Source organism: Devosia algicola (assembly GCF_028816455.1).
Taxonomy (GTDB): domain Bacteria; phylum Pseudomonadota; class Alphaproteobacteria; order Rhizobiales; family Devosiaceae; genus Devosia; species Devosia algicola.
Genome location: NZ_CP118246.1, coordinates 476,365 through 500,216 on the forward strand (window position 1 = coordinate 476,365; position 23,852 = coordinate 500,216).

Here is a 23,852-nt window from a genome sequence, read left to right on the forward strand (position 1 = left end):
TGGCGGTCATGCATGGACTGACAGCCGTCCGCGGCGCAAAGGTCGAGGGCAGGTCGCCGGTGATAAGACACTGCGTCTTCCTCCGACTCGGATTTGCGGATAGGCTTTTTTAGCCAGCCGCGGGTGAGTAACGATCTGCGCCGAATCCAAGTTGTTGAGGAATTTTATTAAGTGGTAGATTGCATTAGTCTATTTTCTGGGGCGGGTGGGCTTGATGTTGGTGCAAAGCAGGCTGGCGCTAAAATTATCCGTTGCGTGGAGATAGATAGTGATTCAGTTGAAACATTGCGGATTAACAATCCTAGCTTGAGGATTGATCACGCTGACATCGCAACCCTAGACTTTCTAGAGCATCGGGATAGCAGCGGACCGAAAATCATCATCGGTGGCCCTCCTTGTCAACCGTTTTCAAAGAACGGTTATTGGGTAAAAAATGAAAACCGGCTGATTGAGCATGATCCCCGTAACATGCTGTCAGAGTATCTACGCGCTGTAGAAGAGGCAAAACCTACGGGTTTTCTTTTTGAGAACGTAGAAAGCCTTCTGCATCCCACAAACAAGCATGTTGTCGAAGATTTTCTTAAACTAGCAGACACCCTTGGGTATCGTTGCACGCTCCATAAGGCCAACTCCGCTGATTACGGTGTTCCGCAAAAGCGAAAACGCGTGTTCATTTTTGGTGTCCGTAAGCGTGGTAGGGTTGCTCCACCTCTGCCACGGCCGACCCATTCCGGAACGCCCGACACCGACGGTTTGAAGCCCTATGAGGGCGTGAAAAAATTCATGAAGGGCTATGAAGCGAAAAAATATTTCGAGCCAAGCGAGATTACTGAGAACGGAACTTACGCCCATGAACTCGCCAGTGTGCCGCCGGGCCGAAACTATATGGCACTGGCTCATCTTGAGGATTATCACGGTCGCACATTCCGTGCCGGCGGCCGCTTCTGGAATTTCCTTCATAAGCTTCACCCTGACGAGCCTATCCATAACTATTGCTGCACAACCCGGGCCCTGGGTAGGCCCGTTCCATTGGACAAGCCGAAGACTTCGCGTTCCAGAGATTGCCGGTATTCAGACCTTTCCAAAGAACTACCAGTTCGTCGGTAAGCGCCGTTCGGTTCAGAGACAAATCGGCAACGCGGTCCCATGCCTGCTGGGCGAGGCGATGGTCCGGCACCTGATTGAGCACCTGTAGTCATGGCAAAGATCAGCAAGCAGGCCACAGCAGACGGGCGCATGGTCGATGATTATGATCCTGACCACCCCACGATGCAGCAGCGTGAAACCATACTGCGCGACGGATTAACGGCACGGGGCTGGAAGATTGAAAGTATGTCGTCCGACGAGCAAAAAAGGCGGACGGTCATGCTAGTCTCATGCGGGGATCGCTCATACAAGCTGAACGTATTCGTCTTCCCCAACCTCGCCTATGCCAGCCGACACGTCGAGGAAAAGCGCATCCAGCTCAGCCGTGACTATGCTGAACACAAGCTTGAGTTTGAACTACCCAATAATGGCCCCGAACGTTGCCTTTTGCTGGGTATGTATACCCGCGACAACAAGACAGTGATCTCGGCTTGGGACGCGGCCGCCTATCGCAATCACGCGCAGCCCAGTAGTTGTTACGTCCGCGTTCCGGCGTTGGCTGATGCCATGCGCAACGGTCTTGGCCAATCCATCGACGGTAAGAATCGGCTCGTTTGTTGCTTCCAGCCCGACCTTCTCGCTTACTATCTCGAGAACATGCATGATCTTCATGAAAAGGTCGTGGTGGACCAAAACCTCATCAAGAAGTCGCTCGACGGCGAGCCGGATGAGGCTGCTGCCAGCGCGGGAGGCGGCTTGACCGACCAAGTAGGCGTGCCTCCTAACGCTGTCCCCGCCGATCTACCTCGCAACCGCATCCTCTATGGCGCTCCGGGCACGGGTAAAAGCCATCGGCTCGACAATGAGGTAAGCGCGTTTTTCGGCGATGAGATGTTGTATGAGCGGGTCACGTTTCACCCAGACTATACCTACGGACAGTTCGTCGGAGCGTACCGGCCGGTGCCGATTTATCGTAAGGTATCCGGAGCGCTTCTTGCGGCCGACAAGGTAACGGATGCAGGCAAGCATGAGCCTTTAATTGACTACGCTTTCGTTCCAGGCCCTTTTCTTCGTCTATTAGTCCGCGCATTGAAAAATCCAGAACATAGCTTCGTCTTGGTTATCGAGGAACTGAACCGCGCCAATGCACCGGCCGTCTTCGGTGAGGTGTTTCAGCTCCTCGATCGCGATAACCAGGGCGTTGGCAAGTTCTCGGTGATGATGCCGACAGAAGCACAAGACTATTTGCGGTCGCATGGTTTACCGACGTCGGTCCGACTCCCGGCGAACCTATATCTATGGGCAACTATGAACAGCGCTGACCAAGGTGTCATGCCCTTGGACGCAGCGTTCAAACGGCGCTGGACGTTCGAATATGTTCCCCTAAACGCGTCCGAAAATGTGACGGCGGGATGGATGATCCACCTGAATTTCCTTCAGGGAAGTGTGCCTTGGAATAGATTTCGGGCTGCCATTAACGACCATCTTCGCAATCGAGATGTGCCAGAAGACCGACTTCTCGGTCCATTCTTCATGCACCAGGAGGAGTTGGTAAGCGGCCAGGCGTTCAGGAACAAGCTGCTCCTGTACCTCCGCGACGACGTGGTACGGCACAACCCTGAAGTTCTGTTTAAGGGAACGCCAATTAGTTATGGTGCGCTCGCCGATGCTTATGAGAAGGGCGATCCGATTTTTGCCGAGGGGATAGACTTCGGTGCGATCAACCAAGGAAGCTGAACTTCTCACTGAGGAAGAAGTGTTGCCATCCTCTCGGGTGGCAACGCTCTTTCCCGAACCGCAAATGAGAAACACGCTGATCCAGAACGGCGTGCTCATCCCTGATAGGGACGGCGCATTGCGCGTGCGTTTCGTGGGAGTTGCAGTCGCTGGCGGGCGCAGCTTCCAAATACTGCCGAAAATTTTTCCTGCTTCGTGCACCAACGTCGCATCCACCATGCGGCAGGTCATCCGTGCATTGCGTCGCTATGCCCGTTGGCAGCCGCAACATCGAGATGAGATCCCTTTCCTCGATCCGACAGCGAGCCACACCGATCTAAACGCACTCGCCCTCGCGGACTGGTTGATCCGAGACTATCTAAGTTCAGGCATCTACCGTCGCCTCCGTGACCGCGAGGAAGTCAACGGACTTGGGCAGATAAGTTGGCGGCGCACAATCGAGCGTATGGCCCCTATGCTCTCGTCGGGGCGGCCGGTCTATGTGGACACTGTGACGCGATCGGCCACGAGGGATCATGATTATTTCGTCAGTCGGTTGCACCGGCAGATTGTGGAGAGCGCCGCCCTGGGTTTCGGCCACCTTCTAGGCTACGGGCCGCTCAACCTTGACCATGAGCCGTTTGAACCGTTAGGCGATCTGCCTGTATTTTCGCTATGCCACGCTAGGATTCGGCAGGAGATGCGGGGTGCTTTCTCCGACCGGGCAATGCAGCTTTTACCAATGCTTCTCGCATGGCTGACCGCGATCGATAAGGCCGAGAGCGCCGACCTTGCTCTGTATGGTACGAGTTCGTTCTATGACGTTTGGGAGAAGGCATGCGCGCTCGCACTGGGTAACGAACGGGATCAATGGCAAGCCCATATCCCTCGTCCAACCTGGCGCTCATTTGAAGGGCCCACGCAAACCGCCGACACGTTTGAGCCAGATATAGTAACCCGTTTCAAGGACGGAACAGACGAGCATCTGCTGATAGCCGATGCCAAATATTACCGGCTATCCATGCCGCCAAACCTCCGCGGCCAGCCTGGTGTCAACGACGTCGCCAAGCAGCTTTGGTATCAGCGTTGCCTCGCCAACGTAGCGCGCGACCGTGGTCTTGCCCAGACTTACAACATATTCGTGGTGCCAGGCCCCGAGCATGAAGATGGGTTCTGGTCAGACGGCCAAGTTGATCTTGCTGGCCTTCCGGAAACGACGGTGAAGGTGAAGCGATTATCGGGCTTGCAAGCTCTTCAGCATTTCGCCGATGGAACAGCACTTGACGCCGAACGCATCCGGGCTGTCGTAACGGCGGCGTAAGTGAATTGGTGAATCTACATGTTATTCTGTTGAACAAAAGAGGAACATGTGACATTTTTTCTAGGCTGTTGGCGATCGAGAGTACCAGAGATAGGAAGCAGAAATGAACGGTCTCGCATCTACCCGTTGGAAATCCGAGCAAGCACATGGTCACTGGTTAGGCCTGATCGACCAAGCAATCTTGGCGGCCGAGACCGCAGAATTGGAACTGTCTCGGCAGGGTGGAAGCGATCCCTCGCAGCAGCGTAAGGCAAGCGGCTCTTATTACACTCCTGCAGACGTCGCGGGGCACTTTTGGGATTTGTTCTTCCGTCATCACCGTATTTGCGACCTCAATTCGCTGCTCACGTTCATCTCCTCTACCGAACTAGTGGAGCCTTCAGCCGGGTCGGGCATGTTTGTGTTCAGCTTTCTTAAGAAGGCCGCCCTTCTCGGGGCCACTCCGGAAAGCCTCGCCAATTTGCGCTTCCACGTCGTGGACATCAATTTGGCTGCGCTACGATTTTTTTCCGAAAATTTGCGAGAAATCGAGCGCGCACTTGGAGTGGGCTTTGACGGCATCGGTCCTGACCAAAGCGATTTTCTCGAATGGGTCAACACGAGCGCCTTCACCAATGTCGTTTTTGTAGGAAATCCCCCCTTTGTCGCCAATCCCCGTGGCGCTCGTTGGCGTAACCTATATGCTGATTTCGTTGAAGCGATGCTGTCATATCGTGGTATAAAGGGGGTAAGCCTGATCGTCCCCCTTTCGGTATGTTTCAGCCGCGATTATGCGGACCTGCGCGCTGCAGTCCGAACGGCGGGAATGGGTATCAGCGCATCCAGCTACGACAATATACCGGATTACCTTTTTAAAGCAGGTAAGCCCGATAGCACCAACACGAACCGGGCGAACAGCCAGCGCTGCACCATCCTCAATCTCGGTGGTCCCGATCCCATGCTACGGGAGGCATCGCCCCTTTTAAGCTGGCTTACGGCCGAGCGCCCAACCTTGCTGTCTACCGTTCCGACATTTCGTCCATTTAGCAACGACGATCCGAGCGGGCAAATACCTAGACCAGCGTCGGACGCGCTGGCCGACTATATGCACGATGCAAGTGATGCGCGGCCCTTTCGCACTTTTCTGTCCAAGATAGGAAAGCCAGTTTTCTCGGTGGGTGGTGTTGCGAGAAACTACATTGGCATTCGGGACTATGAGGCAGCTGGCGCCGGTTGCATCCCAATCAAAACGCACTCCGAAGAAGAGCGTGGGCTTGTCCTTCAAATTCTCTCGTCCAAGCTTTTCTACGATTATTGGCGAACTTATGGAGACGGCTTCCACGTTACGGTCGATCTAATCGAGCGTTTTCCAGTGACGGATACGCTCGCGCGGCGCTTGGAGAGCAACGTCAACCTTGCCCGGCAAGTTTGGGCCTGCCGGGGTTCTTTCGCCAAGGAAAAGCTCAACTCCGGTCGGGTAATTAGATCATATGACTTTCGTGCTGCGTTCGAGAAAGCATAAGCACGATTTCCACCTATCTGCCGCGTGTCAATTGCGGAAGGATCGACTGCAGCCGATCCTTTTATTGCGGCGGGGAGGAATGGTGCCGGCTGGAGGATTCGAACCCCCGACATCGTGATTACAAATCACGCGCTCTACCAACTGAGCTAAGCCGGCCTCTCGACACCGATTTTCGGTGCCTATTCGGTACTTGATCGGATCGCATGAACCTTAAGCGCATGTTCCGATCTCGTTTTTTGACTCCCAGGCCCTCCAATTACAAATCAGGTGCTCTACCAACTGAGCTATACCGGCGCTGGCCGGGGAAATAGCAGGCAGCGCGGGCGTTTGCAAGGGTTCATTTAAGTTTCAAAAAGAGAACATGCGACGAACATGCGACGAAAAAACGCGTCGCACGGTCGCACGTGCGATAAGTTTGTTCTGTGCCTGTTCTGTTCATGGTTGAAATTGACCCGCCTATTGGGCGTTGATCCTGCCATCGATGGCATTGACCAGGCCGGTCAGGGCATCAAGCTGCATTTGCAGCAATTGGTTCTGGCGTTCCAGATCGGAGATCCGTTGCGCGTTCTGATTGATTAGATCTGCGTGTTGATTGCTGGTGTCAATTTGCCGGTTCAGTGCCCTGGTGTGTTCCTCCAAGGCGTCGTTCTGTTGGTTGTGAAGGCAAACTAAATAATCGACGGCACCATTGATAAAACTCGTCGTATCATAGCCTACTGTTTGAAAGCAGGCTGCCGATGCAGCGCTAGGCGCAAGCATCATCAAGGCTGCAATGATCGCAATTCTCACACTTGTTACTCCCCAAATAGACGACCAAAATCTAGTGCCGTCTATTCGGGAAGTCCAGTTGTCGCGATCAGGTGCTAGCCTTGGCTGCGCTTCAAGGCAAGAGGTTTTGGCGTTGCTTGGAGCGTTCCCTGATTTCTCAATGCTGTTTTGCCCCGAGAATGATTTTTCTGCACATCTCGCGCTCAGCGGGACGAAAACACTTCGAACTGTGCGCTTATGCGTCGCCACTTTTGCCTGTCGGGCGAGGGACAGGCGATTTTGCCGGGTCGGGTGTGCCGTGTCGAAATTGCGCTTGCCGTTGGATGTTGGTCACCGTACCAATCCCCCGTATAGTCACGGTTTCTCTGCCGAATTCGACCGGAGCCCTACAAATGTCGACGCCAGAAATGTCTCATATGCGGGCTCTTGAGGCCGAAAGCATCGAAATTCTTCGGGAGGTAGCGGCCAGTTTTGAGCGGCCAGTGATGATGTATTCAATCGGCAAGGATTCAAGTGTGCTGCTGCATTTGGCACGCAAGGCATTCTTCCCATCGAAAATTCCGTTTCCACTGCTGCATGTGAATACCACCTGGAAATTTCGCGAAATGATCGCCTTTCGCGACCGCATGTCCGAACAGTATGGATTTGATTTGATCAGTCATACCAACCCCGACGGGATTCGGGATGGCATCAATCCGTTCGACCATGGCTCGTCGCGTTTTACCGATATCATGAAGACACAGGCGTTGCGCCAGGCGCTGGATGCGGGTCGTTTCGATGCGGCCATCGGTGGCGCGCGACGGGACGAGGAGAAGTCGCGTGCCAAGGAACGTATTTTTTCTCATCGCAACGCTCAGCACGCCTGGGACCCAAAGCATCAGCGCCCCGAACTATGGCGGGTTTTCAATACACGTCTGAACCCTGGCGAGAGTATGCGGGTGTTTCCCATCTCCAATTGGACCGAACTCGATATCTGGACCTACATTTATGCCGAGCAGATTGAACTGCCGGCGTTATATTTTGCCAAGCGCCGTCCGGTTGTGGAGCGCTCTGGCACCTTGATCATGATCGATGATGAGCGTTTCCGATTCTGCGCCCGGTGAGCAGCCACGCGACGAAGTTGTGCGGTTCCGCACATTGGGTGATTACCCTTTGACAGGTGCCATCCGCTCGCACGCGGCAACATTGCCCGAAATCATCATGGAGATGCAGGCCAGTCGGACCTCCGAACGGGAAGGTCGCCTGATTGATAGTGACAGCGTCGGTTCGATGGAAAAAAGAAGCAGGAAGGCTATTTCTGATATGCAAACTGCCGCCGCTGCCACCCCCGATACCGATATTGCCCTCTGGCTCAGCCAGCAAACCCACAAGTCACTGCTGCGTTTTCTGACCTGCGGAAGCGTCGATGACGGTAAGTCGACCTTGATCGGCCGATTACTCTACGACAGCCAACTGATCCTGGATGATCAACTCGCCAGCCTGCGCAAGGAAAGTCGCAATCGAATCACTGGCGACGAAGGCATCGATTTTTCACTTCTGGTCGACGGGCTGACCGCGGAACGCGAGCAGGGCATCACCATCGATGTCGCCTATCGCTTCTTTTCCACAGATCGGCGCAAATTCATCGTCGCCGACACGCCCGGCCATGAGCAATACACGCGCAATATGGCGACGGGTGCCTCCAATGCCGATCTGGCGTTGGTTCTGATCGATGCGCGCAAGGGCGTGTTGACCCAGACACGACGCCACAGCTTCATCCTCTCGCTGATTGGCGTCAAGCATGTCGTGCTGGTGATCAACAAGATTGATCTGATCGACTATGATCAGGCAAAAATCGAGCAAATTGAGCAGGAATATCGAGGCTTTGCCGACACTCTCGGATTCAAGACATTAATTTCGGTTCCTGTTTCGGCCCTCAAAGGCGACAACATTCTGGCCAACAGCCCGCAAACGCCATGGTACCAAGGGCAACCATTGGTGCCATATCTGGAAACCATTGATGTCAATGAGGATAAATCCGAGCCTGCCCATGCGCTTTCCGGTACAATGGGTAAACCGGCCCAACCTCGATTTCCGTGGATTTTCCGGCACAGTGGCGTCTGGTCACATTACTACTGGTGACGACATACTGATTTCCGCCTCCCGCCAACCCGCCAAAGTGTCACGGATTGTCACCATGGACGGCGATTTGCACCGCGCTGAGGCAGGCCAGGCTGTGACGATTGTGCTTGATCGCGATACCGATGTTTCGCGGGGTGATATGCTGTCCCATCCAGGCCAAACCCCCGAATATTCAAATCAGTTTCAGGCGCGCCTGGTGTGGATGAGCCAGGAACCTGCCTTTCAGGGGCGTTCCTACTTGCTCAAGATTGGCGCGCAGATAGTGCCCGCCACTATTACCGATATCAAGTTCCGCACCAATGTGAACACGCTTGAACAGGGAGCGGCCAACAAGCTCGACCTCAATGAGGTGGGCACGGTAACAATCGCGACCGACAAACCAATCGCATTTGATCCCTATACGACCAGTGCGTTGACGGGTGGCTTCATTCTTGTCGACCGCTTGACCAACGCCACACTCGGCGCCGGTACCATCGATTTCGGGCTTCGCCGCGCGCAAAACCTTTCTTACCAGTCATTCGATGTCAGCCGCGACGTGCGCGCCGCCATGAAGGAACAAACCCCGCAGATTGTTTGGTTCACGGGCCTGTCGGGTTCCGGAAAATCCAGCATTGCCAATGTGCTGGAGCGACGACTGACAGCAGCCGGCAAGCACGCCTATATTCTTGACGGCGATAATGTGCGCCATGGTCTCAATAAGGATCTCGGTTTTACCGAAGCGGCGCGTGTGGAAAATATCCGCCGCGTGGCTGAAGTTGCCCGGCTTATGGCCGACGCCGGCCTGATCGTGCTGGTGTCGTTTATTTCCCCTTTTGCCAACGAACGCCGTCTGGCTCGGGAAATCGCCGGTGACATTCAGTTTTACGAAATCTATGTCGATACCCCGTTCGAGGTGTGCGAAGCCCGCGATCCCAAGGGTCTCTATAAGCGCGCCCGTGCCGGTGAAATCAAGAATTTCACCGGTCTCGACAGCCCGTTTGAGCCACCAGTCAATGCCGAACTGGTCTTGCACGGTGCTGAGCAGGACCCGGCCGTTCTTGCCGATCAACTATATGACTGGCTAAAGATCGATTGATCCTGGGCAACCTGTGACCCGGCGGCCGCATTTAGCTAGGCGGTCGCGTTACGGCCGGGGAGCACTAGAATGGGCAGCGATAAATCTGAGGAGTCGGCGCGAAGCGCCACCACGGCGGCTCTTATTGACAAACATCCGCTAGGCACAAAAATTGCCAATAGCCGGTTACCGCGGCACGGTACATTTTATGTTGCCCTAGGGATCGGCTTCGTAGCACTTCTCGTTGGACTATGGCTTGACCCAGACTATGCGGTCCTTATTGCGGCCAATATAACCTTTGCGGTTTATCTCGGCCTCGTGGCCTTGATGCTGCCTGTCCTTGATGCAGACTTTCTCCGATCACGAGCGGACGACGCTGATACTCCTACAGGGCTGATTTTTATCGTTGTTATTGCCATCGTGGTTTTGTGCAGCGGCTCTCTATTCATGGCGCTTAATGCGCGCGGCGGACCTGCCGTGCAAGGAGTCATTTTCAGTGTGATATCGGTGCTCTTGGGGTGGTTTGTCATCCACACCATGGCCGCGCTCCACTATGCATATGAATATTATGTCTCGGATTCTGCCGTCCCGACAAATACCACAAATGACGCTGTCGGTGGGCTGGACTTTCCCGAGGGCGACGCACCGGATGGGGCCGCATTCTTGTATTTCGCTTATGTTATTGGAACAGCATTCGCAGTTTCTGACGTTCGGGTTACCTCGAACAAGATGCGCCGAATTGTGCTGATCCATTCAACCTTCACCTATTTTTTTAACACGGTTCTGTTGGCGGCAACGATCAATGTGGTGTTGGCAATGGGCGGCGCCTGACCGTCGTTGCATTGCGATAGGCGTGCCCATATGCGACACCTTTGCAACTGATTTGCTCGGAGCTGCCAAATGAAAACCCGCGCCGCCGTCGCCTTTGAGGCCGGAAAGCCACTCGAGATTGTCGAACTGGACCTTGAAGGCCCAAAGGCCGGAGAGCCTATTGGTCGAAATCAAGGCAACAGGCATTTGCCACACTGACGAATTCACGCTGTCCGGAGCAGACCCGGAAGGATTGTTTCCTGCGGTTTTGGGGCATGAGGGCGCCGGCGTGGTGGTCGAAGTGGGGGCAGGCGTCACCAGCGTCAAACCCGGCGATCACGTTATTCCACTTTATACGCCCGAATGTCGCGAGTGCCCGTCCTGCCTCAGCCGCAAGACCAATCTGTGCACGGCCATTCGTGCCACGCAGGGGCAGGGGTTGATGCCCGATGGCACGTCGCGCTTTTCCTATAAGGGAAAGCCGATATTCCATTATATGGGTTGCTCGACATTTTCCAACTATACCGTGCTGCCCGAAATTGCCGTTGCCAGGATCGACGCGTCGGCGCCGTTCGACAAGGTCTGCTATATCGGTTGCGGTGTTACCACGGGCGTTGGCGCCGTTATCAATACGGCAAAGGTCGAAACAGGCGCTACTGCTGTGGTGTTTGGACTAGGTGGTATCGGGTTGAATGTCATACAGGGACTAAGACTTGCTGGCGCCGATATGATCATCGGGGTCGACCTCAACAATGACAAGAAAGCCTGGGGTGAACGCTTTGGAATGACTCACTTTGTCAATCCCAAGGAAATCGACGACGATATCGTGCCGCACCTGGTCAATATGACCAAACGGGGAAACGATCAGATCGGTGGCGCCGACTACACCTTTGATTGCACCGGTAATACCACTGTTATGCGTCAGGCGCTCGAATCCAGTCATCGCGGCTGGGGCAAATCGGTTGTGATCGGCGTTGCCGCTGCGGGAAAAGAAATTTCAACGCGACCATTTCAACTCGTCACCGGCCGTACATGGATGGGAACAGCGTTTGGTGGTGCGCGTGGGCGCACCGACGTGCCCAAGATCGTTGACTGGTATATGGACGGCAAGATCGAAATTGATCCGATGATCACCCACACCCTTAGATTGGAAGACATCAATAAGGGCTTTGATCTGATGCATTCGGGCGAGAGCATTCGCAGCGTCGTCCTGTACTAACACCATAGCGATGCTGAACCCGCCGCAAATCTATGTCGATGCCGACGCCTGTCCGGTCAAGAACGAAGCAATCAAGGTCGCCGAGCGCCTCGGTATGGTAATCACGCTCGTTTCCAATGGGGGCGTCCGCCCGTCACGTGATCCAATGGTGCGTATAATTGTCGTGCCCCAGGGTGCCGATGCCGCCGACGATTGGATTGTCGCGCAGGCAAAACCAAACGACATCGTGCTGACGGCGGACATTCCGTTGGCAGGACGTGTGCTGGCAAACCAATGCCACGTTCTCGGCTTCACCGGAAAGCTATTTACCGAGGCGTCGATCGGCATGGCGCTGGCGATGCGCGATTTGAACCAGCACCTGCGCGAGACCGGCGAGAGCAGGGGGCTCAACGCCAGTTTTCGCCCCGCGGATCGCTCCGCTTTTCTAAGTGCGCTTGATACGCTGGGGCGCAAGGCGTTAATTTCCATTAAGTAAAAACCCCGCGGCATCCAAGGGAATATTAACCATAATCGGAAAAACTGAACGCTGTTGTGATTTACCAGAGTTCATGCCGTGTCAGTGTCGCGTGTTGTTGTGTCGTTCGTTTTGGCTGGCATGTTGTTGGGCGCATGCGCAAAGCCGCCCCAGAACCATGTTGCGGCATATGCCGCGATGGATAAAGCCGCCGATGGTGCTGAAGCCATCGATAATTCGGCGATAACCGGCAGCGTCATGCGATCAGCATTTGCGCCAACTTATCAATCAATGCCGCGCGCGCTGTTTTCCACGAGCCCGCTTGCCGGTCGAACGCTGGCCGTAGCCTCGGCAAGCGATATTGTCCTGAAGCCCGGCGAAGTCATCCTGACCTTTGATGATGGCCCGCGCCCGGGCAAAACCGACGCCGTCCTCGACACACTGGATCGCTTTGGCGTCAAGGCAACATTCCTGATGGTCGGGCAGGCCGTCGCTTCCCATCCAAAAACCGCCCAGGCGGTCGCCTTGCGGGGGCACACCATTGGCAGCCATTCCTATGACCATGCAGATCTGACAACTCTCTCACGGCACGAGGCCGTGGAGGACATTGCCCGCGCCGAAGATATGATATCGCGGACCCTGGCCAAAGTCGGTGACGAACCGGCACCTTTCTTCCGCTTTCCCTATCTGGCGCAAAATGGCTTCCTGCGGACTAGTCTCAACCGCAGTAGCGCTGTAATCCTGGGCGTCGATATCGACAGCAAAGACTACTACTCAGACACACCTGAAGTCGTCACCGCACGCACCCTGAAGCGCCTCGAAACTCGCGGAAAGGGCATTATCCTGTTTCATGATATCCACGACCGTACCGTGGCCATGCTGCCCGACTTTTTGCGGCAACTTGAAGATCGTGGCTACAGTGTTGTTCGGTTGGTGCCGAAAGTGAACGGTCCCTTCGGCACCGACATTATCAAGGCCGAAGCACCAGGCGTGCCCGCAGCGACCCAGAGCGATAACCTCTAAATTTGGTCAGTCGTCGTCGTCAGACTCGTCAACCAGATAGACCGACAATTCAAGATCGATGTCGCAAAGCCCAATGGCGGCAACTGCATGTGCGGGCAGGCGGCTCGACATGGCCTCTCCCGATTCGGGAAAGTCGAACGCGATATCCAGAACCGCCAATCCGATCTGGCGTGTCGCCAACAATTCCTTGACCTGCGGTCCCGCTCCGCTGGCAAGTTCCAACAGCGCTCGAACCGGTTTGTCGCTGTCCAGATCAATCTGGGCATAGTGACTGTCTGCGGCGTCCTCCGGCTCAAACCGGACAATTTCCCGCCCCAGCAGTTTCGCCAGCGCCGGTCGCGTCAGGGTCACCCCACTCAGCCGCAGTGCCATTGCAAAGGGCTCGAAACTACTCATTGCCGTCGTCCCGCTGTCGCTGCAAACAATGCAATCGCGGCAGCATTTGAAACATTGAGCGACTTTATCGGGCCGGGCATATCCAGCTTGACCATTTCATCGCACAACTCGCGCGTCCGCTGGCGCAGGCCCTTGCCCTCAGCGCCCATGACAATAGCCAACGGCACATCTGCGTCGCGCGGTCGTAATTGTTGTTCGCTGTCGGAATCGAAGCCGAGCACCAACATGCCACGCTTCTTGAGTGTCTCGAGCGCATCGCCAAGGTTACGGACTTCAATCATTGGCACCAGGTCCAGCGCGCCTGATGCCGATTTGGCCATAACCCCGGTTTCACGCGGCGAGTGACGCGCCGTGGTGATTACCGCGTCAGCCCCGAAGGCACACGCCGTGCGCAAGATCGCGCCGACATTGTGTGGGTCGGTTATCTGATCAAGCACCACGACAAGGCGTAGCGGTTCAATATCATTGAGGCCAAAACGGCTGACCGGATCGACTTCCAGCGCCGCTCCTTGATGTACGGCGTCGTCGCCGAGCAGCTTGTCCAACTCCTTGGGCGTGACCTCGCGCACCGGCACCTTGCCGATGTCGCCATTCTCGCGCAGGCGGTTGAGCGCATTGGGCGTTGCCAGCAGATTTTTCTTGACGCGACTGGCATTGTCCAGCGCCGCGCGTACCGTATGAATACCATAGAGGTAGACCGGACCGTCATCGGGGTTGTATCGCGGCTTTGGCGGAAATTTATTGTAACTCATGGCGCAGCGATACCGCCTTTGGCCCGTCCCAGCAAGCGAACAAAATCTGGACAATTCATCATAGTGTGCGGATTTCTTGCCAGCAATCCTGATCGGGTGTTGACACAATCGGACAAGGCCAGCATAAACCGCCAACGAAACACTTCGGTGCTTCGCTTCTCGCTCTGGCGACGTTGTCCGTGGAGGGGTGGGAGAGTGGTTAAATCCATCAGACTGTAAATCTGACCGCTTAGCGTACACTGGTTCGAATCCAGTCCCCTCCACCATCGCCCCTTCCCATTATCTTACTTTGACCGCACACTTTGCGACCTATCGTTATATCGGCAGGCCAGACGGCCGCGCGACCAATGGTCGACGGGGAGGGGCGAGCAACGATGGCGAGACCGCGGCCTCGTTAGAAATAAAGTCAGGTGAAACCGGGGTCTCGCCATCGCGTCGGGATTTTGCGCACACGCCTTAAGCAGCCACCCCTTTCGGGGCTGGTGACAAGACATTGGCAACTGAGCCCGGTCGTCCGGCTCCCATCCCCTTTGCCCCGCCACCGGGCTGGTGGGCAGCATCCATGCGAGAGACTGGCGCCCCAACCTCCCCGACTGTCCCCAGGCTCATCACGCGTCATGATCGGCTCTGGCCTGGGCGATGGACAAAGTTTACGCGCGGTTTTGGGCGCGGGGATAAGTTTTTGGTTTTTTGGTGGCGTGGCGAGTTCCCGTTGACGGTGGCGGCATGGTGGGTGTTGAGCGTGCGGATTTCCCGTGCTTTGGTTTTCCGCATGGGCAAGGTCTATCTCGTTTACATCATAGCCAATCGCAAGCGCGGCGCGATAAGGTGGCGTTGTATCCGGGCCGTCGGCAGCATATTCCGGTCCTATTCCAATGGAGAACGACGTGGGTATAGCCGCACTCAATAATTATGAGGCGCGTAACAGCAACCTTGCTGCGGTGTTGGAAGCTGTGCACGACGACCCCGGCCGGTCGCGGTCGGAGATTAACGGGCGGATGCCGTTTAGTTTGCAGACCATGACAAATGTCGTGCAAGAACTGGTCGGTCTCGGCTTGGTAACCGAAGTCGAAAAATCGCGTCCGGGAAGCAAGGGCGGCCCGCATCGTGGCCTATATATCGAGCCAGGTCGCTGCCACGTCCTCGGGTTACAGATTCGATGGACTGTCGCCGCCAGGGACACAGACGAATACGTTCGCGGCGCAGCTGAATATCTTCGCTTGCGTCTGGCGGGAGCCTATCTGCCGTCGAGAAACGTGTTCAAATTCGATCTATATAGCGGCGGCGCGCAAGCCGGCATGTCGCATGGGCGACGCGCGGGATCGTAATGGAAGACTGATACAGACATGTCGACACAGCGCGAATTTGACTACATCATTGTGGGCTCCGGCTCGGCCGGTTCATTGCTGGCCAGTCGGCTGTCGGCAGATCCAACGTGCCGGGTCCTGGTGCTCGAGGCCGGTGGGCACGATTCAAACTTCTGGCTGAAACTTCCTGTCGGATACTTCCGCACCATTTATGATCCGCGTTTCTCACGGGTATTCTCGACCGAAGGGTCGGAAGGCGACGGTCACCGGGGACTGGCGTGGCCCCGCGGTCGGGTTGTGGGAGGGTCGAGGCTCGATCAATGGGCTGATCTATATTCGCGGTCAGCACGAGGATTTTGACGACTGGGCAAATGCCGGTGCCAGCGGTTGGTCATACGATAATATTCTGCCCGCTTTTCGCCGGATCGAACGTTTCTCTGGTGGCGATGACGACTACCACGGGCGCTCAGGAGCGCTGTCAGTTTCAGAGTTGCGCAACGATCATCCCCTGTGCACAGCGTGGGTGGGGGCCGCGAAAGATTTTGGCCTGCCGCAGAACGCGGACTTCAACGGTGCGACAACTTATGGGGCGGGGCGATATCAACTGACTTTGGGTCGCCGGCTGAGAGCCAGTGCAGCGGCAGCCTTTTTGCGACCTGCCCTCAAGCGCTCCAATCTGAGTTTGGCCACGAACGCACATGTTACGCGTGTGCTGATCGAAGGCGGCAGAGCCGTGGGTGTTGAATGGATCCACAATGGGAAAGTCGCCAAGGCCAGGGCGAGTAGAGAAGTCATTCTGAGCGCAGGGTCATTACAAACCCCACAGATTTTGCAGCTGTCGGGCATTGGCCCCGCTGAATTGCTCCGGTCGCTCGATATTCCCGTTCTAGTGGACGCGCCTGAGGTGGGAGGCAACCTGCAGGATCACTACCAAATGCGCGTTGTCTTGGAACTCAACGACGACCGATCGTTGAATATCGATGTGCGGCGGCCCTTGAAGCTGGCGGAGATGGGGCTTGACTGGCTCCTGCGGGGCCGTGGACCACTTACAGTTGGCGCGGGGCAGGTGGGGGGTGCTGCCTGCACGAAATACGCCGAAGGTGGACGTCCCGATGTCCAGTTCAACGTCATGCCTTTGTCCGTCGACAAACCTGGAACGCCACTACACAAATTTTCGGGCTTCACGGCATCCGTCTGGCAGTGCCATCCCAAGAGCCTTGGAGACGTTCGGGTCACCTCCCGTGACCCCCTTACGGCTCCTCGGATTTCTCCGCGCTATTTCTGCGAAAGTCATGACCGTGAGGTGATTGTGGCGGGGGTGAAAATGCTGCGAGAAATTCACCAACAACCTGCTTTCCGCTTATTGTGGGATAATGAGCGCACCCCTGGGAGTGCCTGCAAGACCGACGAAGAGATATGGGATGCGGTTCGAACGCTGGGTGGGACCGTCTTTCACCAGGTCGGTACCTGCAGAATGGGGAGCGATGAGACAGCGGTCGTCGACTCATCCCTCAGGGTGAACGGCGTTTCAGGACTTCGTGTGGTCGACGCCTCTGTGATGCCAAAGATAACGTCGGCAAACACCAACGCTGCAACGTTCATGATCGCCGAACGGGCCGCAGAACTCATCCTCGGGACGGACCGAAGACACGCGACTGCTGATAAAAACTGACAGTCAATTCAAGGTGCAAATCTTGGTGCACTGCGTCGAGAACCAACGACGGGAGCTTGGTCAGTGCAGGCGAGGCGGCTACCGCCGTCAGTCTCCAAGCGGTTCGAGTCTCGGTTCCCTTGCGGTGCGAGAGGACGTTGTATTTGACGCGGCGCAGCGTCTCCTGTGCTGTAGCGCCGAGCCGGTATCCGGCGGCGACCGAAATCAGGTCGATGATGGCGAGAAAAGCAAAGCGCGATGCCGTCGGCTTCATGGTGTCGGGAAACTCAGGTACGGCGACCGTCAGCCGCACGTCGCACAGCTGCGATAAATCGGTGTTTGGTGCAGTGATGCAGATGGTTTTGGCTCGATAATGCTTGGCTAGAGCCACTGCATCGACCACTTCGCGAGATCGTCCGGTAGCGGAAATGGCGATCACAACGTCATTGGGTTTGAGCGTTGAAGCGATCATGCGCATGACATATGGATCGGAATGGGCCGAGACCATAACGCCATACCGGAACAGGCGGTTCTGGGATTCCTGCGCCAGCGTTGACGAACTGCCTCCCAACCCGAATACGGCAACCTGATGAGCAGTTGCGATAAGGTCCGCGGCGCGCATGACCTCTTCAGGGGCCACCTGACGCTCTACCGCGTTGAGTGCCTTATGCGCCTCGCCGAACACAGTGTTCCAAAGCGGAGAGCCGTTTTCGGTCGGTTGTGGCGGCTGGTTGGCTGCCAGATATATCCGCCCAACAACAACGCTCTGAGCGAGCCTTGACCTTGAAATCACGCACGCCGTCGCAGCCAATAGAACGACAAAATCGGGTGACCGACGGTTCGCTGACATCGGCCTGTCGGGCGATCTCAGCATTGGAAGCGTCGACGCAGAATGCAACATCGGCAAGCACGACATCGGCAACGCGTCGCTCGGCGGGGCGCAGATCGGCGTAATTGTCCTTGATCTGGGAGATAATGTCGGGGATCTGCGCATGAGCGCTATTTCGGCCCGTGTTCGCATCATCGTGCTTATTCATCTGCGTGCTCTTTGGAGGCTACTCAGGCGGGGAACTCCCATGTCTGGCCCTCAATGTCTTATCAGGAAAGCGCCCGCACATCCGCGCCACAATTGTCGTGTTGAGGCGATCGTGTAGGAAACTTACACACTACGCAAGAGCAAAATGTACTGAAATAGTAGGAAAATTTGGCAAGCAGGACGCATCTGGATGTACGAGCTTGACTCAAAAGTTAGGATAGTTACAGACTGCGATCTGGCGGCGGGATAATAATTGTCGCGATGCAGGATAGCGCACGGGGTACGATGGTCGAGCAGTTGTCTGGAGGTGTGAAGCTTAGGGTGCGACAGGCCACGAAGGTTTACCCCACTGCGTCTGGCGACCTGTTGGCAATTGACCGTTGTGATCTTGATGTGCGGGCCGGTGAGATTGTTTGCGTCGTTGGACCTTCCGGTAGCGGCAAGACGACATTGCTGTGGTCGATGTCGGGATTGCATGGCCTGAGTTCCGGCGAGGTGCAGCTTGATGGCAAGCCGATCACCAAACCCAGCCGGGATATTGGTATGGTGTTTCAGGATGCCAATCTGCTGCCTTGGCGCACCGTCGAGGCCAATATCAATTTTCCTTTCGAAATTATGGGGCAGGCACCCGACAAGGCGTGGATTGCCCAACTCGTGCATCGGGTGGGCCTGGAGGGCTTTGAACACCGTATGCCGTCCGAACTTTCTGGCGGCATGCAGCAGCGCGTCGCGTTGGTTCGGGCGCTATCTTTCAAACCGTCCGTGCTGCTGATGGACGAGCCCTTCGGGGCGCTTGATGCATTCACGCGTGAGGAAATGAACCATCTGGTCGAGGAAATCTATCTCGATACCCACACCACGATCGTACTCATCACCCACTCAATCGAGGAGGCCATTTTCCTGGCCGACCGGGTGATCGTGATGAGTGCGCGGCCCGGCCGGATTGCCAGCGAACATGTGGTTCCGTTTGCGCGGCCGCGGTCCATGGAAATCATGTCTACCAAGGACGTTTTCGATCTTACCAACGTCATCAAAAAAGAGATCATCGGCGATCAGAAAAGCATGGCGGGCAGATCCGGTTCTGTCGTCAAGGCCACTGGTTAGGAGAGCCCAATGGAAAGCACCGATGCCATCCCGCAGTTCTCAAAATCGGAAAGCAAAGCCGGTGGGGTCGGCGTCTCCAATATGTCGGCGCTCGCTGCCGGACCGGGCATTCAGTCGGTACGCGACGTTGCAATCATTGTTATGGTTGCGGTGATTGTTATTGGTGGTCTGGAACTGGTGCTCAATATTTTTGCCGTGCCGCAATACGTTATGCCCAAGCCCAGCGAGATCGCGGTGGCGCTGGTCACCGACTTCTGGTTCATCCTGCCCCATCTCGGGCACACGCTGGTAGAACTGTTTTCCGGCTTTGGCATTGGCGCGCTTGTCGGGTTGATCCTTGCCGCGGTGATCACTCAGTTTCCGTTCGCCGAAAAGATCATTACCCCCTATATCCTGCTATTGGTCACCACTCCCATGTTGGCCTTGGTCCCGCTACTGATCCTGCGCTTCGGCTTTGGTTATACGCCGCGCATTATCGCTGTTGCATTGGCAGCCGGGCCAATGGTGATGATCAACGCTGCAACAGGCTTTCGCCGGGTGGATCGCGGAAAGATCGCGCTCGCGCGCTCCTATGGCGCATCAACGCTGCAGATATTCTGGAAAATTCGCGCGCCTATGGCGCTGCCCATGATCTTTGTCGGCTTGATGGTTGGTTCGATTTTTGGACTGCTGACTGCCGTCGGCGCCGAAATGGTTGGGGGTGGTTTTGGCCTTGGCAACCGTCTCACCTCCTATTCTTCTATGATCCAGATGCCCCAGTTCTTCGCTGTGGTGCTGATCCTCTCGATCCTTGGCATTCTCATCTATGTGCTCTTCTTCCTGCTCGGGAAGAAGTTTGCAAGTTGGGAGGCCTGAGGCAAAGGCCTGCCCGTGAATGGCAGGAAAGGACTACGAAACGACCATCAACAGGGGAATAACATGGACAGATTTTCGCTGCACGGCCTGACCCGCCGCACCTTTCTGCAAGTCTCAGCCGCAGGCGTCGTTACGGCCACCGTACTGGGAGGCGTTCGCGACGCCGCCGCAGCTCCGTACTCGAAATTCACATGGATCTCGCCGCGCGGCACGCTCGAAGTGCTCGACGACTACGGCTATTGGATCGGCAAAAAAATGGGCTACTTCGACGATCTGGGAGTCGATGAAGAATTGCAGCCCGGCCCGTCCGACGGCACCGCGACGGTCAAGTTTGTCGATGTTGGCCAGGCCGACATGGGCTTCCCGTCACCGGGCATTTTCGCTTTCGCTCTCGAGAACGGCATGAAACTCAAGTCCGCCTACCATTGGGGCGCGCTTGATACGTTCAGTCTGGCTTTCCGCAAAGGCGAGGGCACCAATGACCTCAAAACCCTTGAGGGAAAAACCATTCTACTCGGTTCTGCGGCGTGGCAGTCGATTGTTGATCCGATGCTGGCGGTTCACGGAGTGGACATCACAAAGATCAAATATGTCGAAGCCGGCTGGCCCACTTGGGGCACAGCGCTTGCCGCTGGCCAGGGGGATGCCGCTCTCGCTTGGGAAGGGCTGCGGGCCGAGTGGATCGGATCTGGTCTGGACTTCGAATACTGGCTTGGTGTGCAGCGCTCGCCGTTGTTTGCCAACACCTACGTCGTCCGCGCTGAAGACCTTGAGGACCCAGACAAAAAAGCCTTCTTGATCAAGTACCTGCGTGCCTGGTCGATGGGTCTCGAGTTTGCGACCCATAATCCAATGGCCGCTGTCGATGCTGTATTTCAGCAGTTCCCGTCGCTGGCCTCCAATATTGGGCCGGATCTGGGTGCCATGTCGATCTTGCAGCAGAGCAACGTCGTGCGCGGTGACATGTCAAAGCGCAAAGGCTGGGGCGACCACGATATGGCGGCTTGGCAGATCTTTTTCGACGAGATCTACAAACTCAAGCAGGTCAGCAATCCGATCAAGGCCGAGGACGTCTGCACCAATGAGTTGATCGAGGCGGCAAACGACTTTGATCACGAAAAGGTTAAAGCCGATGCCGCTGCCTACGAACTTCCTGCCGAACTCGCTGCCGTCGACATCGATGAAGTGAGGTCTCATTTGTTCGATCAGGCCGTATCCTGACACTAAACTGCCGCGGGCGGTCTCGAGCCGCCCGCGTTTAATGGCAATTCACAAGGGGAGGGCGGTATGCCCAACAAGGTTAGGGTACTCGTCATTGGTCTTGGCAACATGGGCAAGTCCCATGCAAGCGCCTATCACCGCAATGACGGCTTCGAAATCGTCGGATTGATGAGCCGGTCGATCAAGGGCAAAGAGATCCCCGCCGAATTGACCGGCTACCCCTTGTTCGAAGACTATGACGCAGCGCTAGCCGAAACCAGGCCCGACGCGGTGTCGATCAACTCATGGCCAAACAGCCATGCCGAATATGCGATCAAGGCGATCAATGCTGGCGCCCATGTGTTCATGGAAAAACCCTTGGCCACCAATATCGCCGACGCTGAGGCTGTGGTGAAACTGGCCCGCGAAAAAAACAGGAAACTGGTGCTGGGCTATATTCTGCGCGTGCACCCAAGTTGGATCAAGTTCATAGAACTGGGCCGCACGCTCGGCAAGCCTTTGGTCATGCGCCTGAACCTCAATCAGCAAAGCAGTGGCACTGCGTGGGCGTGGCACAAAAACCTCATCGACTCGCTGATACCGATCGTCGATTGCGGCGTGCATTATGTTGACGTGATGTGCCAGTTGACGGGCGCCAAGCCGGTGCGGGTTCACGGCATCGGCGCCAAATTGTGGGAGGAAGCCGACAAGCCCAACTACGGCCACCTGCATGTGACCTTCGATGATGGTTCAGTCGGCTGGTATGAAGCGGGCTGGGGCCCGATGATGAGCGAGGTCGCCTATTTCGTGAAAGATGTCGTTGGCCCGAAGGGTGCGGTTTCCATCGTTCCCGCGCCATCGGATGAAAAAAGCAAGCTTGAGGAGCCTATCGGACTCCGCCGACATCGATCAGCACACTAAAACCGACGCCATTCGCTACCACCACGCCGAAGTCGGGCCCGACAAGAATTTCGTCAAGAACGACGAGATTTTCACCATGAACGACGAGCCCGGGCACCAGGAATTGTGCGACCGCGAGCAGGCGTTTTTCCTGAAGTCCATCCTTGAGGACATCGATCTGACCGAACAGATGGATGCCGCGGTCAATAGCCTGCGTATTGTGCTCGCGGCCGAGCAAAGCATCAATGAAGGGCGTACGGTCGATCTGGCCTGACATAGTCCTTTCAATCATCCCGCAGTCTGCTCTAGCGATTGGCTTGTGTCCTGCCGCGTTGGGCGATGCACAGGGAGAATAGCAATGACTGAACCGGCAACTGCCAAGGGCTTCGATCTGGTGCTGCGCGGCGGCCACGTAATGGACGAACGCAACGGCGTTGATGGGGTGTTTGATATCGCGATCAGCGATGGCAAAATCGCTGCATTGGGACCCGATCTACCAACTGCCGGCGCACGAGTCGAAAACCTTGTCGGGTGCATCGTTGCGCCCGGCCTGATCGACATCCACACCCACGTCTATCACAAGGCGACCTCACTCAGCGTCGATCCTGGTATGATCGCGCGCCGCTCTGCCGTGACGACGCTGGTCGATGCCGGCAGTGCGGGTGCCGGCAATTACGACGGGTTCCGCGACTATGTGATGGCTCACTCGCCCTACCGGATTTTCGCCTTCCTGAACGTTTCATTTCCCGGCATTTTTGGCTTCGACAAGGGCATATCCATCGGCGAAGCGACTCTGCGTGAAATGCTGCCAGTGGACCGTTGCGTCGCCAAGATCGAAGCCAATCGTGATCGCATAATTGGGGTGAAAGTGCGCATCGGCGGACCGGTGACCGGCAAACTCGGCCTCGGGGCACTTGAGCTTGCGCTGGAGGCGGCCAATGAAGTCGGTCTGCCTTTAATGACCCATATCGGGGGACCGCCGCCAAGTTATGCCGATGTTGTGGCCATGCTGCGGCCCGGCGATATCCTGACTCATTGTTTTCGACCCGATCCCAACTCTGCACTGGGAACCGATGGCCAAATCCTTCCCGAAATTCGCGCGGCGCGCGAACGGGGCGTTTTGTTCGACATCGCCCACGGCATGGGGGCATTTGGTTATGCCACCGCAGAGTCGGCCCTCGCTGCCGATTTCCCCCCAGACCTCATCTCCAGCGATGTGCATGTGATTGCGGTTGAAGGTCCGGGGTTTGATTTGCTGCACACTATGAGCAAACTGCTTAACTGTGGCCTGACGCTGCAACAGGTTATCGGCATGTCGACCAACCGACCAGCGCTGGCTATTCGTCATCCAGAACTCGGTCATTTGGGCGTCGGCGCCATTGCCGACATTACCGTGCTACGCCAGATGGACAGCAATTACGTGTTTGAGGATGTGGTCGGCACGCGCCGCCAAGGCACGACGCTACTCCAGCCTGAACGCGTCTATCTTGCAGGCAAGTCCATGGAGATTTCCCGCCGCCCCTTCGAGGAACCTTTCATTCCCGGCGGTCACCACAACCACCAGCACTGAGCCGGGGG

At 56.2% G+C, this 23,852-nt stretch carries 18 protein-coding genes, 2 tRNA genes and 5 pseudogenes; 19 read left to right on the top strand and 6 right to left on the bottom strand.

All coding sequences use genetic code 11. The annotated features are described in order from the left end of the window. The first annotated feature begins 171 nt into the window (after window positions 1-171). From PSQ19_RS02535 to PSQ19_RS02550, 5 genes are all read left to right on the top strand, one after another. The gene (locus PSQ19_RS02535; RefSeq protein ID WP_282219501.1) at window positions 172-1,107 is read left to right on the top strand and encodes a DNA cytosine methyltransferase; all 936 of its coding nucleotides are present in this window, start codon (window positions 172-174) and stop codon (window positions 1,105-1,107) included. Next, complete coding sequence (locus PSQ19_RS19645; RefSeq protein WP_407649133.1) at window positions 1,070-1,195, top strand: DNA cytosine methyltransferase; 126 nt, start codon at window positions 1,070-1,072, stop codon at window positions 1,193-1,195. The genes PSQ19_RS02535 and PSQ19_RS19645 overlap by 38 nt, the downstream gene beginning before the upstream one ends. Before the next feature lie 2 nt (window positions 1,196-1,197). After that, window positions 1,198-2,823 (top strand): AAA family ATPase, encoded by a 1,626-nt coding sequence (locus PSQ19_RS02540; protein WP_282219502.1) that lies wholly within the window; start codon window positions 1,198-1,200, stop codon window positions 2,821-2,823. A 64-nt stretch (window positions 2,824-2,887) separates the two neighbouring features. Beyond that, the gene (locus PSQ19_RS02545; protein ID WP_282219503.1) at window positions 2,888-4,123 is read left to right on the top strand and encodes an LlaJI family restriction endonuclease; all 1,236 of its coding nucleotides are present in this window, start codon (window positions 2,888-2,890) and stop codon (window positions 4,121-4,123) included. Between the two features lie 103 nt (window positions 4,124-4,226). Further along, complete coding sequence (locus PSQ19_RS02550) at window positions 4,227-5,624, top strand: hypothetical protein (protein WP_282219504.1); 1,398 nt, start codon at window positions 4,227-4,229, stop codon at window positions 5,622-5,624. Between the two features lie 80 nt (window positions 5,625-5,704). Here the strand turns inward: PSQ19_RS02550 and PSQ19_RS02555 are convergent. Further along, a tRNA-Thr gene (locus tag PSQ19_RS02555) sits at window positions 5,705-5,780 on the bottom strand. 300 nt (window positions 5,781-6,080) lie between these two features. After that, window positions 6,081-6,641: a hypothetical protein gene (locus PSQ19_RS02560; RefSeq protein ID WP_282219505.1), complete on the bottom strand. Its 561-nt coding sequence runs from the start codon at window positions 6,639-6,641 to the stop codon at window positions 6,081-6,083. A 143-nt stretch (window positions 6,642-6,784) separates the two neighbouring features. On the opposite strand from PSQ19_RS02560, the pseudogene cysD reads away from it, so the two are divergent. The 6 genes and pseudogenes from cysD to PSQ19_RS02590 all read left to right on the top strand — a co-directional run bounded on the left by cysD (window position 6,785) and on the right by PSQ19_RS02590 (window position 13,073). Continuing rightward, window positions 6,785-7,693: pseudogene (cysD, locus tag PSQ19_RS02565) on the top strand (sulfate adenylyltransferase subunit CysD). A 1-nt stretch (window position 7,694) separates the two neighbouring features. After that, a pseudogene (gene cysN / locus PSQ19_RS02570) lies at window positions 7,695-9,588 on the top strand (sulfate adenylyltransferase subunit CysN). A 69-nt stretch (window positions 9,589-9,657) separates the two neighbouring features. Next, complete coding sequence (locus PSQ19_RS02575; RefSeq protein ID WP_282219506.1) at window positions 9,658-10,398, top strand: DUF1345 domain-containing protein; 741 nt, start codon at window positions 9,658-9,660, stop codon at window positions 10,396-10,398. Window positions 10,399-10,467: 69 nt separating this feature from the next. Continuing rightward, window positions 10,468-11,596 (top strand): annotated as a pseudogene (locus PSQ19_RS02580) (S-(hydroxymethyl)glutathione dehydrogenase/class III alcohol dehydrogenase). A 13-nt stretch (window positions 11,597-11,609) separates the two neighbouring features. After that, a complete protein-coding gene (locus PSQ19_RS02585) occupies window positions 11,610-12,071 on the top strand; it encodes a YaiI/YqxD family protein (protein WP_282220593.1) in 462 nt (153 codons plus the stop codon). Between the two features lie 177 nt (window positions 12,072-12,248). Further along, a complete protein-coding gene (locus tag PSQ19_RS02590; protein ID WP_282219507.1) occupies window positions 12,249-13,073 on the top strand; it encodes a polysaccharide deacetylase family protein in 825 nt (274 codons plus the stop codon). A gap of 6 nt (window positions 13,074-13,079) precedes the next feature. Here the strand turns inward: PSQ19_RS02590 and PSQ19_RS02595 are convergent, their stop codons facing one another. Beyond that, entirely contained in the window at window positions 13,080-13,469 is a 390-nt protein-coding gene (locus tag PSQ19_RS02595) for a hypothetical protein (protein WP_282219508.1), read from the bottom strand. Beyond that, on the bottom strand, window positions 13,466-14,221 hold the full coding sequence (rlmB, locus tag PSQ19_RS02600; RefSeq protein ID WP_282219509.1) for a 23S rRNA (guanosine(2251)-2'-O)-methyltransferase RlmB: 756 nt from the start codon (window positions 14,219-14,221) through the stop codon (window positions 13,466-13,468). Before rlmB ends, PSQ19_RS02595 begins: the two co-directional genes overlap by 4 nt. Window positions 14,222-14,402: 181 nt before the next feature. Between rlmB and PSQ19_RS02605 the strand changes: the two genes are divergently transcribed. The 3 genes and pseudogenes from PSQ19_RS02605 (at window position 14,403) to PSQ19_RS19290 (ending at window position 17,200) form a co-directional block, all read left to right on the top strand. Continuing rightward, window positions 14,403-14,487 (top strand) — tRNA-Tyr (locus PSQ19_RS02605). Window positions 14,488-15,108: 621 nt separating this feature from the next. Then, window positions 15,109-15,549 carry a helix-turn-helix domain-containing protein gene (locus PSQ19_RS02610; RefSeq protein ID WP_282219510.1) on the top strand — a complete coding sequence of 147 codons (441 nt, stop codon included), beginning with the start codon at window positions 15,109-15,111 and terminating at the stop codon, window positions 15,547-15,549. A gap of 18 nt (window positions 15,550-15,567) precedes the next feature. Then, window positions 15,568-17,200 (top strand): annotated as a pseudogene (locus tag PSQ19_RS19290) (GMC family oxidoreductase). Here PSQ19_RS19290 and PSQ19_RS02625 read toward each other — a convergent pair. Together PSQ19_RS02625 and PSQ19_RS02630 are read right to left on the bottom strand one after the other, a co-directional pair. Continuing rightward, complete coding sequence (locus PSQ19_RS02625) at window positions 17,154-17,864, bottom strand: MurR/RpiR family transcriptional regulator (RefSeq protein ID WP_282219511.1); 711 nt, start codon at window positions 17,862-17,864, stop codon at window positions 17,154-17,156. The pseudogene PSQ19_RS19290 and the gene PSQ19_RS02625 sit on opposite strands and share 47 nt — an antisense overlap. After that, complete coding sequence (locus PSQ19_RS02630; RefSeq protein WP_282219512.1) at window positions 17,845-18,216, bottom strand: MurR/RpiR family transcriptional regulator; 372 nt, start codon at window positions 18,214-18,216, stop codon at window positions 17,845-17,847. Before PSQ19_RS02630 ends, PSQ19_RS02625 begins: the two co-directional genes overlap by 20 nt. Before the next feature lie 365 nt (window positions 18,217-18,581). On the opposite strand from PSQ19_RS02630, the gene PSQ19_RS02635 reads away from it, so the two are divergent. From PSQ19_RS02635 to PSQ19_RS02655, 5 genes and pseudogenes are all read left to right on the top strand, one after another. Next, window positions 18,582-19,319, top strand: coding sequence for an ABC transporter ATP-binding protein (locus tag PSQ19_RS02635; protein WP_282219513.1), 738 nt, complete (start codon window positions 18,582-18,584; stop codon window positions 19,317-19,319). Window positions 19,320-19,328: 9 nt separating this feature from the next. Next, window positions 19,329-20,174 (top strand): ABC transporter permease, encoded by an 846-nt coding sequence (locus PSQ19_RS02640; RefSeq protein WP_282219514.1) that lies wholly within the window; start codon window positions 19,329-19,331, stop codon window positions 20,172-20,174. A 63-nt stretch (window positions 20,175-20,237) separates the two neighbouring features. After that, complete coding sequence (locus PSQ19_RS02645; RefSeq protein ID WP_282219515.1) at window positions 20,238-21,395, top strand: ABC transporter substrate-binding protein; 1,158 nt, start codon at window positions 20,238-20,240, stop codon at window positions 21,393-21,395. 66 nt (window positions 21,396-21,461) lie between these two features. Beyond that, a pseudogene (locus PSQ19_RS02650) lies at window positions 21,462-22,548 on the top strand (Gfo/Idh/MocA family oxidoreductase). A gap of 84 nt (window positions 22,549-22,632) precedes the next feature. Next, entirely contained in the window at window positions 22,633-23,844 is a 1,212-nt protein-coding gene (locus PSQ19_RS02655; RefSeq protein WP_282219516.1) for an amidohydrolase/deacetylase family metallohydrolase, read from the top strand. Window positions 23,845-23,852 lie beyond the last annotated feature (8 nt).

Excerpts from the sequence above, each read along its gene's own strand:
- PSQ19_RS02540 (WP_282219502.1), top strand. The coding sequence starts at position 1,198 with ATGGCAAAGATCAGCAAGCAGGCCACAGCAGACGGGCGCATGGTCGAT.
- PSQ19_RS02545 (WP_282219503.1), top strand. The coding sequence starts at position 2,888 with ATGAGAAACACGCTGATCCAGAACGGCGTGCTCATCCCTGATAGGGAC.
- PSQ19_RS02550 (WP_282219504.1), top strand. The coding sequence starts at position 4,227 with ATGAACGGTCTCGCATCTACCCGTTGGAAATCCGAGCAAGCACATGGT.
- PSQ19_RS02575 (WP_282219506.1), top strand. The coding sequence starts at position 9,658 with ATGGGCAGCGATAAATCTGAGGAGTCGGCGCGAAGCGCCACCACGGCG.
- PSQ19_RS02590 (WP_282219507.1), top strand. The coding sequence starts at position 12,249 with ATGGATAAAGCCGCCGATGGTGCTGAAGCCATCGATAATTCGGCGATA.
- PSQ19_RS02595 (WP_282219508.1), bottom strand. The coding sequence starts at position 13,469 with ATGAGTAGTTTCGAGCCCTTTGCAATGGCACTGCGGCTGAGTGGGGTG.
- rlmB (WP_282219509.1), bottom strand. The coding sequence starts at position 14,221 with ATGAGTTACAATAAATTTCCGCCAAAGCCGCGATACAACCCCGATGAC.
- PSQ19_RS02630 (WP_282219512.1), bottom strand. The coding sequence starts at position 18,216 with ATGAATAAGCACGATGATGCGAACACGGGCCGAAATAGCGCTCATGCG.
- PSQ19_RS02640 (WP_282219514.1), top strand. The coding sequence starts at position 19,329 with ATGGAAAGCACCGATGCCATCCCGCAGTTCTCAAAATCGGAAAGCAAA.
- PSQ19_RS02645 (WP_282219515.1), top strand. The coding sequence starts at position 20,238 with ATGGACAGATTTTCGCTGCACGGCCTGACCCGCCGCACCTTTCTGCAA.
- PSQ19_RS02655 (WP_282219516.1), top strand. The coding sequence starts at position 22,633 with ATGACTGAACCGGCAACTGCCAAGGGCTTCGATCTGGTGCTGCGCGGC.